Raw genomic sequence first — 13,388 nt, forward strand, 5'->3', positions numbered from 1 at the left:
AGAGATGCGGATGTTTAACGAACTGATTTTTAGCCATGAACCGCCTACAACTCATGATGCCTATGCGGGCGGTGGTGTCTATCTTCCAAATCATATGGCTTGGCCTTGCTCGGCTGACGGAACCCCTCTCACACATCTAGCTTCTTTTCCTGGAAGTTGGTTTTCAGATGAGTTGATGGATAAATCGTATTGGGTTTCTGTGTTTGTACCTTACGTATCGGGTGAAGTTGGTCACTATCGAAAGCTCCGCGCAAGTAATGGAGGGTCTGAAGCGGTTGTTTTAGGATATATTCGTGCAAGTGACGAACGAAATGAAGCCTCTGATAAGATTTTAGATTGCGGAAAAATCCTGCTTTCGGAAAATTCCGACTCAGATGATGATGAGAATTTAGCGTCTAAGTTGGATGGCGTAGATGCTTGGTTGCAGGCGCCTATTTCGTCAAATATAGGGCGTAGAAGAGTCTCTATTTATGGTGGTGATCTTGATGTTGCGCTACCTCGTAACAAAGGCATACTTTCGGATGGTATGGGCTACCTTTTTTTGAGTGAGAACTTTTCAGAGAAGGCGATCGCCGAAAATGGCAGGTTCTTTCTGCAGTTAGGTTAGAGCAAGATACTTGAGCGCTCAGAGTGCAAAGGGTTCAAATTCGAGTTGGGTTGAAGCTTCTAATGCACGCATGAGAGTGAGCAGCAGTTTGAAATATGCTATTCGTTTGGGCGATTGCGCTAGCAAGGTAAAGGAAGGTAAAGGGGACGGATTTATTTTCAAGGTAAAGGGGACGGATTTATTTTCTACCCAGTTGCTAAAAAATCAGCCTAGGAAATAAGGAATAAAAAAAAGGGGACAGATTTATTTTTATCCAGTCGGTAAAAGTAAAAAAAGGGGACAGTTTTATTTTTATCCAGTCGGTAAAAGGATCAGCCCTGGAACTAAGGAAAATAAATCAGTCCCCTTTTCGGAAGCCAACGCGGGTACCAGCACCGCAACACCTTCCAAGAGACGGAGTCGATAAATGAGTACACCTACTAATCAGCAAGCCTATGCCAAGACCAAATTGCTCGTAGAGGCCATTGATCGGCGTGACTCGCCGGCGCTTGAGAGAGATTTTGGAATATCCAGCGCGGTTGCTGATGAGATTTACGAATCTATCGATGATTACTTCGACAAAGGAACCAAGATATCCATCGCACCAGAAGAAAAAGCTTTTGATTCACGTGCACAACACCGTCCTTTCATTGATGCATATGAAACTGACGGTAAAGCACTCGGATTAGAATGTGTCCTTTTTGCTAATGGCGCCCCCGGTGAAGCGATCCTTCATCTTGAGGTTTCCGAAAGTAATGGCCAATTGGCGGTTTATTATAAGTACATTGGTTCCTGATAGCTCATGGAGAGCGTGAATCAATGCGGGCATTGACCACTGATAATTTTTACGGAATCAAGGCGAGGGAAGTTGCTCAATGAAAGGCGTTATACGATTGGGCGACTCCACCTCCCACGGTGGAGTGGTGCTCGAGGCGTTCTCTCAAGCCAATAAAGGGGGACGGATTTATTTTCTACCCCGTCGGTAAAGAGTTTAGCCCTGAAAATAATGTGCTCATATAATTTGATGGTAAAAAAAAGGGGGCGGATTTATTTTTTGTCCAGTCGGTAAAAGGATAAGACCTGGAAATAAGGAAAATAAATCTGTCCCCTTTTTGTTCCAAGTAATGGAGGGTCTGAAGCGGTTGTTTTAGGATATATTCGTGCAAGTGACGAACGAAATGAAGCCTCTGATAAGATTTTAGATTGCGGAAAAATCCTGCTTTCGGAAAATTCCGACTCAGATGATGATGAGAATTTAGCGTCTAAGTTGGATGGCGTAGATGCTTGGTTGCAGGCGCCTATTTCGTCAAATATAGGGCGTAGAAGAGTCTCTATTTATGGTGGTGATCTTGATGTTGCGCTACCTCGTAACAAAGGCATACTTTCGGATGGTATGGGCTACCTTTTTTTGAGTGAGAACTTTTCAGAGAAGGCGATCGCCGAAAATGGCAGGTTCTTTCTGCAGTTAGGTTAGAGCAAGATACTTGAGCGCTCAGAGTGCAAAGGGTTCAAATTCGAGTTGGGTTGAAGCTTCTAATGCACGCATGAGAGTGAGCAGCAGTTTGAAATATGCTATTCGTTTGGGCGATTGCGCTAGCAAGGTAAAGGAAGGTAAAGGGGACGGATTTATTTTCAAGGTAAAGGGGACGGATTTATTTTCTACCCAGTTGCTAAAAAATCAGCCTAGGAAATAAGGAATAAAAAAAAGGGGACAGATTTATTTTTATCCAGTCGGTAAAAGTAAAAAAAGGGGACAGTTTTATTTTTATCCAGTCGATAAAAGGATCAGCCCTGGAACTAAGGAAAATAAATCAGTCCTCTTTTCGCACCAAAAACTGGTAGGGGAAAGTAATGAACATTCAATTTTCGGCAAAATATTATGATTCCTCCGCAGAGGATGATGTTTTAACAGTAGGGTTGGCAGACAGTGAAGATGATCCTAAGCACTTTCTGATTTTGCAGCGCGCTGAAGACGTTGATGAGCAAGATGTAGAGCTTGGCCAGGACACGTACTACGTTGAGATTGGTGAGCCTGGGATGGCTGGCTATGGTGGCATTGATGATGTTTTGATAGCAGCAGATAAGCTGATTTTCAGTTTTTCAAGCGCCACCAAGTGGTGCAAGACTATAAAAACTATTGAAATTGAAATTGCGCCTCAGTTGGGATCTATTGACGATATTGAGAAATCTCTTAGAGAGATATTCATAGACACGCCAACAACAATCTCACGGTCGTAATTGGTCATGAGGTCGGATAGGGGAACGAAACCATGAAGGACATCATTCGTCTAGGCGACTCCACCAATCATGGCGGAGTGGTGCTTGAAGCGTTCTCTCAAACTGACCTCAATGGCAAACCCATTGCTGGTGTAGGCCATAAGGTAAGTTGCCCACTGTGCAAAGGCGTTTTCCCCATCGCCGAGGGAAGTAGTACGAACACGGTGGGAGGGATCGCTGTGGCGCTTGATGGTATGAAAACGGCCTGCGGTGCCAGTCTGATTGCCAGTGGTCCCAAGGGCGCAGTGATCAGCTGATTCCAATTTGGATACCTATATTACCCGAGCTGAGTGGCCTTTCAGCGCGAGAAATATGTCTGTAACGAGGCCCGCTAGCAACAGAAAAGGTGACGGATTTATTTTAAGAACATTGGCATGTAAAGAATAAATCCCTCAGTTTTTCTAAATTACTAATTTTGATTAGTTGTCCCGTGATCTTAGTGATAATTCGTCGAGATCGCCTGAAATCGCTTCAAATAACGCTTAACCCACCATCCCAATATGAGATTTTTGTATGCTGCAATTAACTCCTGTCTTTAACCGTTTCCGAACTGCCTGCATCGTCACTTCGGTTCTCTTCTGCGGCCCGAGCCTGGTGCAAGCTCAGTCGGCGGACGTGTCCAAGCAACTGGATAATGCGGTACTTCAATACGCTTATTCCAAAGAGCAGAAAGATCTTGAGGCCGTGAACCGGTTACTCAAGAGTGGCGCCAAACCCGATATTCAGATTTTGTGGCATGCCGCTTATTACAAGCGTCCTGACCTGGTCGATCGTTTTCTTGAATTTCCGATTGATGTCAATCAGCCCATCAGTGACAACGGAGAAACCGTACTGCTGTCAATGCTGGGGCATATGGGCGATCCAGAAGAGCTCAAAGATACAACGCACATTGTGCATAGTTTGCTCAAGGCGGGTGCCGACACTAATGTGATTGCTCAGGGCGGGACTAATACCCCACTTATTGCGGCGGCAAAGCTAGAGAAGTCATCGGCGCCGGAGTTGATTAAGTTACTGTTGCAATTTGGTGCTGATGCCAAGATGGTGACGCCGCAGGGGTTTTCGCCACTCATGAAGTCGGCGTCTGATCTTGAGGTTATCAAGGTGTTGATTGCCGCTGGCACCGATCCTTATGGTGTCACCAAGGTTGGTTCAACCGCTTTGCATTTTGTTTGCGAGCGCGCCTATAACCTGAGCGATCAACCTGATCCGCAAGCTGCACAGCGGATTGCCCTGCTGCACAAGGCTGGCACTTCGATTGATGCATTTCAGCCACAGCAGCAGGCATGGCCTGTTGGTACACCTTTGCTGGAAAGTGCGATCCACCACAATCCTGACTGCACCAAGGCCTTGATGGCAGCAGGTGCTGACAAGGATGCTCTCGCTTTCCCTCCGGAATATGTGGCTGAAGATCCCAGTGCGAAAGGCCAGACGGTGCGTCAAAATGTACTGAAGTCGGCAAAAGATGTACCTGATCTGTATTCGGATGCCGTTGTGAAGTTGTTCCAGTAAAAACATTAAACCGAGCACCATTAATTTAAGGATGAATATGAAAAACGCAGCATTGATCTTCGTACTCACAAGCACTTTTTCAACCTTTAACGTCGCACAGGCAGAAGACGTTGATCCCGCAGCAATGAAGAATGTCTACGACTCCACACGCAACATTGCCGGTCTCATTACTTACTGCGTCGATAAAGGCTTTCTAAAGTCGGACAGTACTGAAAACGCCAAGAAGATGGTGGCGTTCGCGAAAGGTATGCCTGGCGGTGTGGACACCAGCGACGGGGATAAGAACGAAGCCTATGGTCGCGAGGGTAAGGGCAAGGGGCCAGACGGAAAGTACGAGCGCGTGGAAAGTGCCGCGCCCCAGGGTGTTGAAGCCTGGTGCAAAGAAGCCGATGAAGGCGTGCGTGAAGGGTTGAAGTCAGTCGGTCTGTAGGCGTTACTGCACTTGCCACTATGATTGCCTGGACTGAAAGACGCTCGCTGACTGGCGAGCGTTTTCAGCTGTCGGGGACGTTCGGTTATTACAGGGATGACCACATCATGAAAGACATCATTCGCTTGGGCGACTCCACCAGCCACGGTGGCGTGGTGCTTGAAGCCTTTTCCCAAACTGACCTCAACGGCAAGCCGATTGCCGGTGTCGGCCACAAGGTCAGTTGCCCACTGTGCAAAGGGATTTTTCCGATTGCCGAGGGCAGCAGCACCTACACCGTGGGCGGTATCGCGGTGGCGCTGGATGGGATGAAAACTGCGTGCGGTGCTGCGTTGATTGCCAGCGGGCCAAAGGGCGCAGTGATCAGTTGAGTATCGAACAGGGTTACATGACGTGTTTTTCCTGTTCGGGAATATGGCTTGCGCCGAGCACCGCTGGCAGCAACCCGGACCGCAAATCTCCACCACTCGGCTGTTGATACAGGCTCAAGCCGAACTCCGGCAGCACCGCCAGCAGGTAATCGAAGATATCGCCCTGGATCCGCTCGTAATCGGCCCACGCGGTGGTGCGGGTGAAGCAGTAGATTTCCAGCGGGATACCTTGGGCGGTGGTCTGCATCTGGCGGACCATGCAGGTCATGTTCGGCTGGATCTCCGGGTGGCTTTTCAAGTACGCCAGCGCATAGGCGCGGAAGGTGCCGATGTTGGTCATGCGCCGGCGGTTGGCCGACATCGCCGCGACATTGCCCTGGGCCTCATTCCAGACCTTGAGTTCCGCTTGTTTGCGGCCGATGTAGTCGGTCAGCAGGTGCACTTGGGCCAGTTTCGCCTCTTCGTCATCGCGCACGAAACGCACGCCGCTGGCGTCGATGAACAGGCTGCGCTTGATCCGGCGTCCACCGGACTGCTGCATGCCGCGCCAGTTCTTGAACGACTCGGACATCAGGCGCCAGGTCGGGATCGAGACGATGGTCTTGTCGAAATTCTGCACTTTGACCGTGTGTAACGTGATGTCCACCACGTCACCATCGGCACCGACTTGCGGCATCTCGATCCAGTCACCGACCCGCAGCATGTCGTTGCTGGTGAGTTGCACACTGGCGACGAACGACAGCAGCGTGTCCTTGTAGACCAACAGAATCACCGCCGACATCGCGCCCAGACCCGAGAGCAGCAACAGCGGTGAACGGTCGATCAATGTGGCGACGATGATGATTGCGCCGAGCACGTACAAGACCATTTTCGTCAGTTGCACGTAGCCTTTGATCGAGCGGGTGCGGGCGTGTTCGGTGCGGGCGTAGATGTCCAGCAGGGCGCTGAGCAGGGCACTGGCTGCCAATAGAAGGAACAGAATGGTGAACGACAGCGCGACGTTACCGAGGAAGATCCGGCTGGTTTTGCTCAGTTCCGGCACCAGGTACAGGCCGAACTGGATCACCAGTGACGGCGTCATCTGCGCCAGCCGATGGAAGACCTTGTTGTGCCGTAAATCGTTGACCCAATGCAGCGCCGGTTGGCGGCCGAGCATTTTGGTGGCGTGCAGAATGAGGTAGCGCGCCACTCGTCCGAGGACCAGCGCCACCACCAGTAGCAGGACCAGCGCCAGGCTGGAATGCAGGAGCGGGTGCTGGTCGAGGGCGCCCCAAAGGTCTTGGGCATTGAGCCAGAGCTGTTTGATATCCATGGGCGAAAACGATTCTTCTGTAGGTTGCGTCGGGGCGATTAGAGCATTTAAGACGCTGTGGATGACGTTTGGAGACAAACAGGCAACAAAAAAGCCACTGTTTACTGTCGTTTGTATAAAGAAACTCGGCCTTAGCGCTCGAAACCGTTACCCTATGCAGCTGTTTTTTTGTATTTCTTCGAGGTAGCACCCGTGTTTTCCCAATTCGCCCTGCACGAACGCCTGCTCAAAGCCGTGGCCGAGCTTAAATTTGTCGAGCCAACGCCTGTGCAAGCAGCGGCTATTCCGCTGGCGCTCCAAGGGCGTGACCTGCGGGTGACAGCGCAAACCGGCAGCGGCAAAACCGCTGCTTTTGTTTTGCCGATCCTCAACCGTCTGATCGGCCCGGCGAAAGTCCGCGTCAGCATCAAGACCCTGATCCTGCTGCCGACCCGTGAGTTGGCCCAGCAGACCATCAAGGAAGTCGAGCGCTTCGCCCAGTACACGTTCATCAAGTCCGGCCTGATTACCGGCGGTGAAGACTTCAAGGTCCAGGCCGCCATGCTGCGCAAGGTGCCGGACATCCTGATCGGTACGCCGGGCCGGATGATCGAGCAATTGAACGCCGGCAACCTCGACTTGAAAGAAGTTGAAGTGCTGGTGCTCGACGAAGCCGACCGCATGCTCGACATGGGCTTTGCCGAAGACGTTCAGCGTCTGGTGGCAGAGTGCACCAACCGTCAGCAGACCATGCTGTTCTCCGCCACCACCGGCGGTTCAGGTCTGCGCGACATGGTCGCCAAGGTCCTGAACAACCCTGAGCACTTGCAGCTCAACAACGTCAGCGACCTGAACGCGACCACCCGTCAGCAGATCATCACCGCTGACCACAATCAGCACAAAGAACAGATCGTGAACTGGCTGTTGGCCAACGAGACCTATCAGAAGGCCATCGTGTTCACCAACACCCGGGCCATGGCCGACCGTATCTACGGCCGTCTGGTGGCGCAGGAATACAAAGCGTTCGTGCTGCACGGCGACAAGGACCAGAAGGATCGCAAACTGGCGATCGACCGTCTGAAGCAGGGCGGCGTGAAGATTCTGGTTGCCACCGACGTTGCCGCTCGCGGCCTCGACGTGGAAGGCCTGGACCTGGTGATCAACTTCGACATGCCGCGCAGCGGCGACGAATACGTGCACCGCATCGGACGTACCGGGCGTGCCGGCAACGATGGCCTGGCCATCTCGCTGATCTGCCACGGCGACTGGAACCTGATGTCGAGCGTCGAGCGCTACCTCAAGCAGAGCTTCGAGCGCCGCACCATCAAGGAAGTCAAAGGCACCTACGGCGGACCGAAAAAGGTCAAGGCTTCGGGCAAAGCCGTTGGCGTGAAGAAGAAAAAAGTCGACGCCAAAGGCGACAAGAAGAAAACCGGCGCCAAGGCCCCGACCAAACGCAAAATTGCTAACCGCCCGAAGACCGACGCCCTGTCGCTGGTCAGCAAGGACGGCATGGCGCCGCTCAAGCGCCGCAAGCCGGAAGCGCCGGCTGCTGAGTAAAGCTGTGGCGAGGGAGCTTGTTGTGGCGAGGGAGCTTGCTCCCGCTGGGGCGCGAAGCGACCCTAAAAAGAAAGGACTGCTGCGCAGTCCAGCGGGAGCAAGCTCCCTCGCCACAGGTTCTGTGTTGCACCTGAATGACCCAATAAAAAACCCGGACAAGTGTCCGGGTTTTTTTATCTCCAGCGTTTATCAGCTCCCCAACAGCCCACTGGTGTCCGCATCAAAGCGTTGCTTGGCCTGATCCGCCACCGGTTTGAGCAAAGCCAGCAGCGCCGCCTCGCTGTACAACTGAGTGACCGCCAGTTCCTTGGGCGTCGGCTCAATCGGGATCAGCACGTCTTCACCGTCTGCATGCAGCCAGATCGCCACAAGGTGAATCGCCGAGACAAACAGCACCCGCAGTTCAACGGTTTTACCCTGCAATTGCGGCGACTGCTCCGCCAGTTTCAACGCAGCCACCGTGGCGGCCGCGATGGCCCCGTGGTTCAGCGAGGCGAACTCGACATGACCGCGGACATCGGCCAATTGCGCATCGGCAATCGTCACGCCATCGGAAAACACCAGGTAATGCCAATCGCCGACCTTGGCGTCTTTCAGGCCTTTGCCGTGGCTCAAGTCCTCCAGGCTGAGCGAGTAACCGCGATAGGCCTCGCTGAGGCTGATCTTGCTGGCCGTGGCGCTGGCGAACTGGCGATTAATGCCAAAGCCTTGGGTTTGTAGCGCGGCTTGCAGCGCCGGACGCAATGTTTGCACGCCGTTGGAAGGCGCCTTTGGATAAGTCAGTTGCATGATGTCGCCCTCCTAGTTTTTCACGGTGAAGTAAGTGTTGGTCCAGTTGCCGCCGCCGTTGTACGAACCGGGGAACGAGTTCAGCGCGCGGGTCGAGTAACCGTAGATGGAATCCGCGATCAACACGTAGTTGCCGTTGGTCCCATAGATCGTCACGAAGTGCGCACCGCCGCCATACCAGGCACAGCGCAAACCAATCGGTCGGCCCATGTTGATCTGGTTCTGAATGGCCGACATCTGCAACGAGCCTTGATTCATGCCGTTGAAACTGCGGGTGATCCTCAAGGCTGAATCCAGATAGCCATACACATTGCACGGCCCTGGCTGATTACAGCAATTGCGGTCCAGCGCAGCAGTGGCCACGCCGCATTGGGTCCAGGACCCGGTGCCGTAATAGTTGCCGACCGAGGCCGAGACTGCCGCCCAGCACCAGTTGGTCTGGGTTTGTGGCTGCATCGTAAAGTTGAGGCTGGCAGCGGCCAGTGCATTGAGTGGTGCCGCCGACTCGACGTCGACCAGGTGCGGGTTGAGCAGATGACCGGTCAGGCACCTTGGCAGTGTCTCGCCGGTGAATTGCGTTGCTTCAGTGGTTAACATTTTTCAATCCTCCATGAGTGAAAACTAGTGTCCAGCTAGTGGGGGTGTAGCGGTGTTGCTGAGCGATCGGCGTACGCGGTTTGCCATGTTGAATGGCCGGCTCCGATCCAGGCTCGAGGTAACCTTAGGTGCGGTTATGCGTTTGTGCAAATAATTAAATGCACTAGTGCAAAATCAAAGTCAAAAGATCGCAGCCTTCGGCGGCTCCTACGGGAATGTCGGTCTTACACGATCCCCGTAGGAGTTGCCGAAGGCTGCGATCTTTTGATCTTGCCTCTAACTCTCAGCCTTCTTATCCGCCGCATCCAATTCCTTCAGCCGCTGATCAATCAACTGGCACTTGTCCGGCAAATCCGCGCTGGCTGTGCCGAGATCCATCTTCTGCAACTCATCGTTAATCTCCTTGGCCTTCTTCGGATTCTGCTCGGTGGGAAGAAAAGGGGACGGATTTATTTGTTTGGCTGTGCAATCGCTAGAAAATAAATCTGTCCCATTTTTCCGATGCTGTGCTGGGTGAGGTTAAGTCGCTTGGTATAAGAGGGGCAAGCCGGGTACTGGCTGTCAGCTCAAAAGGAAATGGCAATCAACCAAACACTGATATAACGCCAAGCAGACCCACGGTTACCAAAATTGAAAAAATGGAAGACTTTTTCAATCAGTCTGGTTTTGGCAGAAAGTTGTTGGAAGGAGCTAGAAAAAACATCAAAAAGATATCAAGGGCAAACGGTATTTAAAGCGACTGAAAAAATAGGTGATAATATTAAGAAGGTGATCAGATACATTTGGACAATTTGCATAAAGATCACCTGGAGGTTTTTGATAAATTCGGTGATTTAAAGTTTGTTTTGAATTTGGATGGCTCAAAAAATATTGAAAAAAACAGACAAGGCAATCGCGTCGGGAAGGAAGCTGAAATGAATGATTTAGATGTGATAAAGGGTTTTATTGTTCAACTGGTGCAAGACAAGAAAGGCAGTTTCGATGGCAGCGAATGGGAGGCTGATTATAAGTTGAGCTGGAATTCAGAGTTCGCCGAAAGAATGGAGAAAGGGCGTTCTAATATTGCAAAAGCAATGTCTGCAAGAAAAAACAAAGACGAAGTTATGTTGAAAGCAGCTTTATTGCATGCTCGTGTGGATTTTATGGATTTGGCTAGTTTTTTCAGAGATATTTATGAAGATCTTGATGCTCTTGTAAAGGACAAGTCGTGGCCTGAGATTCCTGAAGATTTTGATTATTAGAAAGATATAAAACAGCGGTGATGGGGCAGGGATAATGGGGCGAGGGATAATGGGTCAGATTTATTTGTTTGACTTTGCAATGCTCAGAAAATAAATCTGTCCCCTTTTTTTCGGGGGGTATATTTCTGGTGGCGTGCCAGAGGCTGTCATTCCCGGGCAGTTGCGAATTGATCAAGTCGCTGTAAAGGCTGTGGAGGAGTTGTTCAGTGGAAATTGATTTGCCACTTGGTTATTGGTTGAAGAACACTAGTGAAGGGCATTTTTGCATCGGCTTTCAATATGGGGGGCACATGGGGGGGGAATGTGAAATATTTCTTCCAAGGTCCAAGTTGCAAAAGTTTTGCTCTGATGACGAATGGCGTAATCAGACTATAAATCGATTTTACAAAATTGTTTTTCTAGCCATCCCAGAACTGAATGTGCCGACCCCTGAGACTGAAGCAAAAAAGGACGGCGTAGTTCCTGATGACTGGGCTTGAAATAAAAGTCGCAATAGAAAACAATAGGGTGCAAAAGGAGAATTCGGGAGAATTGAGCCACCCATTCCCAAAGTAGATGTCACAAATGGTTTTATGATGAGTGTGTCCAACGGGGGGACTACTCTTATGAAGAAAAGGGGTCAGATTTATTTGTTTGACTGTGCAATGCTGAGAAAATAAATCTGTCCCCTTTTTTTACTAGGGGTAAAGTGGCTGAAAGCTTTGGCCTGAAGCCGGGTGTGCCGTTAAAGGAGCAAGGGTATCCTAACGGCATTCCTATTGAGGTTATGAATTTCCCTGGTGCCAAGTAATGAAAGAAAAAGATGTTGTTTCAATCTTGAAGGAGCAGGGCTGGGTTTGTAGCAAGGATGAAGTTGGTGATTATTTTTGCGTCACCGATGTCGGAGGGGTTCAACTTCAGGTTATCCCATCTGTGGGTAAACGCTCGGACCATTTTCGGGTTTCGCTTATGCCCTCCATTTCCTCCAAAGAATTTTCGGAGGCTGTTTCTCTTATATTGGGTGATGGCGGTAGTAATGCTCCGATTATAGTTAGCAATGAAGCTCCGGAGAAATTGTCTGATTTTTCTAGTGATGATGTTATTAGGTTGTCTGAGAAGGCTATGTCTTGGGCTCGTTCTCAGAGTATTGAGGAGGGGTTGGCGGTTTATAGGCAGCTCCCAACTGATGTTAAAGGTGCAATGCCTATCCGACATTTGGCGGCTCTAGCAATAGCTGGTGATACTGGACGTTTAGACGAATACAAGAAAAATTTTGAGAAAGGCGATAGGCTCGGATTTGTGCCTTACATTACTTCCGATATGATTGATCGAGCACTCATGATAGCCCAAAAAAATAAATAACCGTCCAATAAGAACCCCGGTCAAAGAGCTGGGGTTTTTATTGCCTGTGATTTGCATTCGTCGCCCTCGCTGTTTAACTGCATGCAGGAAAGCCTTCGCCCCACTCCGGCAAATAGAGCTCAGAAAGTGTTTGATGAGCTTAGAATTAAATACATTTCAGTGAAGGTGATTCATGAGCCAGGAAATCAATAAACAGGTTGTACGAGCTATTGCTGAGGTTGCTGTATTCCTTGAATTTTCGGGGGAGGATGCAATAAATCCGGATGCTGCCGTGCAGATGCTTGAGCAATTAGCTTCGACATTGCAAATGATGGACTCAAAAAACAAATCATCTTTGTGTTCGCTGTTTGAAAATATTGCAGTGGAATACTCAGGTGAACAGGCAGAATTTGTGGAAAGTCTGGGTGAAACGCTGGGATTGATCGAGGAGTAGTTCCCCCTCCGGTTGTACCGTGATGTAGATGTTCTAGCACCGGCCTTGCGCCGGTGTTTTTTTATCTGGCTTTTGGTTTTTCGACTTTTTCTTTGAAGAAAAGGGGACGGATTTATTTGTTTGAAGTTCCCGACCTGTGCGAAACGTTCTATGTCACCGGTTTCCAACATGATGACCGTTGCCCGTACTTCACCCACGCCGGGCATCGTCTTCAGCAACAAATATTCAGGTCGTAGTTTGGGTTGTTGCAGCAGTCGCGCTTCAAGTCCGGCGATTTGTGCCTCGAGCGTCTGGATAACCACCACATTGGCCTTCATCGCCAAAGCCACATCTGTTGGCAGGCCCAGCCTGTCAACAGATGTGGCGCAAAAGCCTTTGATTTCATTACAGCTGAAACCATGGCCGAACTGGCGTGCGGCGATGTTCTCGACCGCCAGAATGTGCTGAGTCCGACTGCGTACCAGTTGAATACGTTTTCGTGCCAAATCTCGCAGCGCACGTTCTTGCGGCGGGTGGATGTATCCGGTCGGTAGAATCCCGAGTCGCAGCAAATGCGCCAGGAAAGTCGCATCATCCTTGTCGTCTGAATGCTTCAAACCGTCGTAGCGTTTCATCGCCACGGGGTGGGCCAGCCTGACCTCGAAGCCCGCCGCCTTAAGGCCATCGACCAACCAATACCAGTTGTAGGTGGACTCAACCACGACGCCAACCAGTTCAGCACGATGTGGTTCGAGCAGCGAAAGGATTGGCGTCAGCTCGTTGGGGCAGCGTCGACTGACCAGTACCCGATCCGTTTCGTCGGTAACCACCACAACACTGTTGTTCGAATGCGGGTCAATGCCACAGAATTTCATCACGGCCTCCTCAGCAAAAGTCTAAGTTCGCACCTTGAATTTTGCGCCACCTCCGTGAGGTGGGGAGGCCGGCCAGATGATTCTCAGATTTATTTGTTTGGTCGTGCAA

Annotated in this window: 15 protein-coding genes; 11 read left to right on the plus strand and 4 right to left on the minus strand. The window is 50.7% G+C overall.

What is annotated here, in order from left to right; all coding sequences use genetic code 11:
- Positions 1–10: 10 nt before the first annotated feature.
- The 7 genes from ACY4LX_RS08895 (at position 11) to ACY4LX_RS08925 (ending at position 5,173) form a co-directional block, all read left to right on the plus strand.
- On the plus strand, positions 11–607 hold the full coding sequence (locus ACY4LX_RS08895) for a hypothetical protein (RefSeq protein WP_463259702.1): 597 nt from the start codon (positions 11–13) through the stop codon (positions 605–607).
- Between the two features lie 406 nt (positions 608–1,013).
- Positions 1,014–1,382 (plus strand): hypothetical protein, encoded by a 369-nt coding sequence (locus ACY4LX_RS08900; RefSeq protein ID WP_149657114.1) that lies wholly within the window; start codon positions 1,014–1,016, stop codon positions 1,380–1,382.
- Positions 1,383–2,437: 1,055 nt separating this feature from the next.
- The gene (locus ACY4LX_RS08905; RefSeq protein ID WP_149657113.1) at positions 2,438–2,824 is read left to right on the plus strand and encodes an Imm10 family immunity protein; all 387 of its coding nucleotides are present in this window, start codon (positions 2,438–2,440) and stop codon (positions 2,822–2,824) included.
- Positions 2,825–2,856: 32 nt separating this feature from the next.
- A complete protein-coding gene (locus ACY4LX_RS08910) occupies positions 2,857–3,120 on the plus strand; it encodes a PAAR domain-containing protein (protein ID WP_463259703.1) in 264 nt (87 codons plus the stop codon).
- 256 nt (positions 3,121–3,376) lie between these two features.
- Entirely contained in the window at positions 3,377–4,372 is a 996-nt protein-coding gene (locus tag ACY4LX_RS08915) for an ankyrin repeat domain-containing protein (protein ID WP_149657109.1), read from the plus strand.
- Between the two features lie 37 nt (positions 4,373–4,409).
- Positions 4,410–4,802: a hypothetical protein gene (locus ACY4LX_RS08920; protein WP_149657108.1), complete on the plus strand. Its 393-nt coding sequence runs from the start codon at positions 4,410–4,412 to the stop codon at positions 4,800–4,802.
- A 107-nt stretch (positions 4,803–4,909) separates the two neighbouring features.
- Positions 4,910–5,173 carry a PAAR domain-containing protein gene (locus ACY4LX_RS08925; RefSeq protein WP_163909000.1) on the plus strand — a complete coding sequence of 88 codons (264 nt, stop codon included), beginning with the start codon at positions 4,910–4,912 and terminating at the stop codon, positions 5,171–5,173.
- Between the two features lie 13 nt (positions 5,174–5,186).
- Here ACY4LX_RS08925 and ACY4LX_RS08930 read toward each other — a convergent pair whose 3' ends face one another.
- A complete protein-coding gene (locus ACY4LX_RS08930) occupies positions 5,187–6,485 on the minus strand; it encodes a mechanosensitive ion channel family protein (protein WP_463259704.1) in 1,299 nt (432 codons plus the stop codon).
- A gap of 192 nt (positions 6,486–6,677) precedes the next feature.
- On the opposite strand from ACY4LX_RS08930, the gene ACY4LX_RS08935 reads away from it, so the two are divergent.
- Positions 6,678–8,024 (plus strand): DEAD/DEAH box helicase, encoded by a 1,347-nt coding sequence (locus ACY4LX_RS08935; protein ID WP_123406347.1) that lies wholly within the window; start codon positions 6,678–6,680, stop codon positions 8,022–8,024.
- A gap of 189 nt (positions 8,025–8,213) precedes the next feature.
- Here the strand turns inward: ACY4LX_RS08935 and ACY4LX_RS08940 are convergent, their stop codons facing one another.
- Together ACY4LX_RS08940 and ACY4LX_RS08945 are read right to left on the minus strand one after the other, a co-directional pair.
- Entirely contained in the window at positions 8,214–8,813 is a 600-nt protein-coding gene (locus ACY4LX_RS08940) for a hypothetical protein (protein ID WP_463259705.1), read from the minus strand.
- Between the two features lie 12 nt (positions 8,814–8,825).
- Entirely contained in the window at positions 8,826–9,410 is a 585-nt protein-coding gene (locus ACY4LX_RS08945) for a papain-like cysteine protease family protein (RefSeq protein WP_463259706.1), read from the minus strand.
- A 782-nt stretch (positions 9,411–10,192) separates the two neighbouring features.
- Here ACY4LX_RS08945 and ACY4LX_RS08950 point away from each other — a divergent pair.
- The 3 genes from ACY4LX_RS08950 (at position 10,193) to ACY4LX_RS08960 (ending at position 11,992) form a co-directional block, all read left to right on the plus strand.
- Complete coding sequence (locus ACY4LX_RS08950; protein ID WP_463259707.1) at positions 10,193–10,651, plus strand: hypothetical protein; 459 nt, start codon at positions 10,193–10,195, stop codon at positions 10,649–10,651.
- A 206-nt stretch (positions 10,652–10,857) separates the two neighbouring features.
- Positions 10,858–11,130, plus strand: a complete 273-nt coding sequence (locus ACY4LX_RS08955; RefSeq protein ID WP_463259708.1) for a hypothetical protein — start codon at positions 10,858–10,860, stop codon at positions 11,128–11,130.
- Positions 11,131–11,440: 310 nt separating this feature from the next.
- Complete coding sequence (locus tag ACY4LX_RS08960; protein ID WP_463259709.1) at positions 11,441–11,992, plus strand: DUF6990 domain-containing protein; 552 nt, start codon at positions 11,441–11,443, stop codon at positions 11,990–11,992.
- Between the two features lie 156 nt (positions 11,993–12,148).
- Here ACY4LX_RS08960 and ACY4LX_RS08965 read toward each other — a convergent pair whose 3' ends face one another.
- The gene (locus ACY4LX_RS08965; RefSeq protein ID WP_463259710.1) at positions 12,149–13,279 is read right to left on the minus strand and encodes an IS110 family transposase; all 1,131 of its coding nucleotides are present in this window, start codon (positions 13,277–13,279) and stop codon (positions 12,149–12,151) included.
- Positions 13,280–13,388 lie beyond the last annotated feature (109 nt).

This window comes from Pseudomonas sp. Emmai (assembly GCF_055179735.1).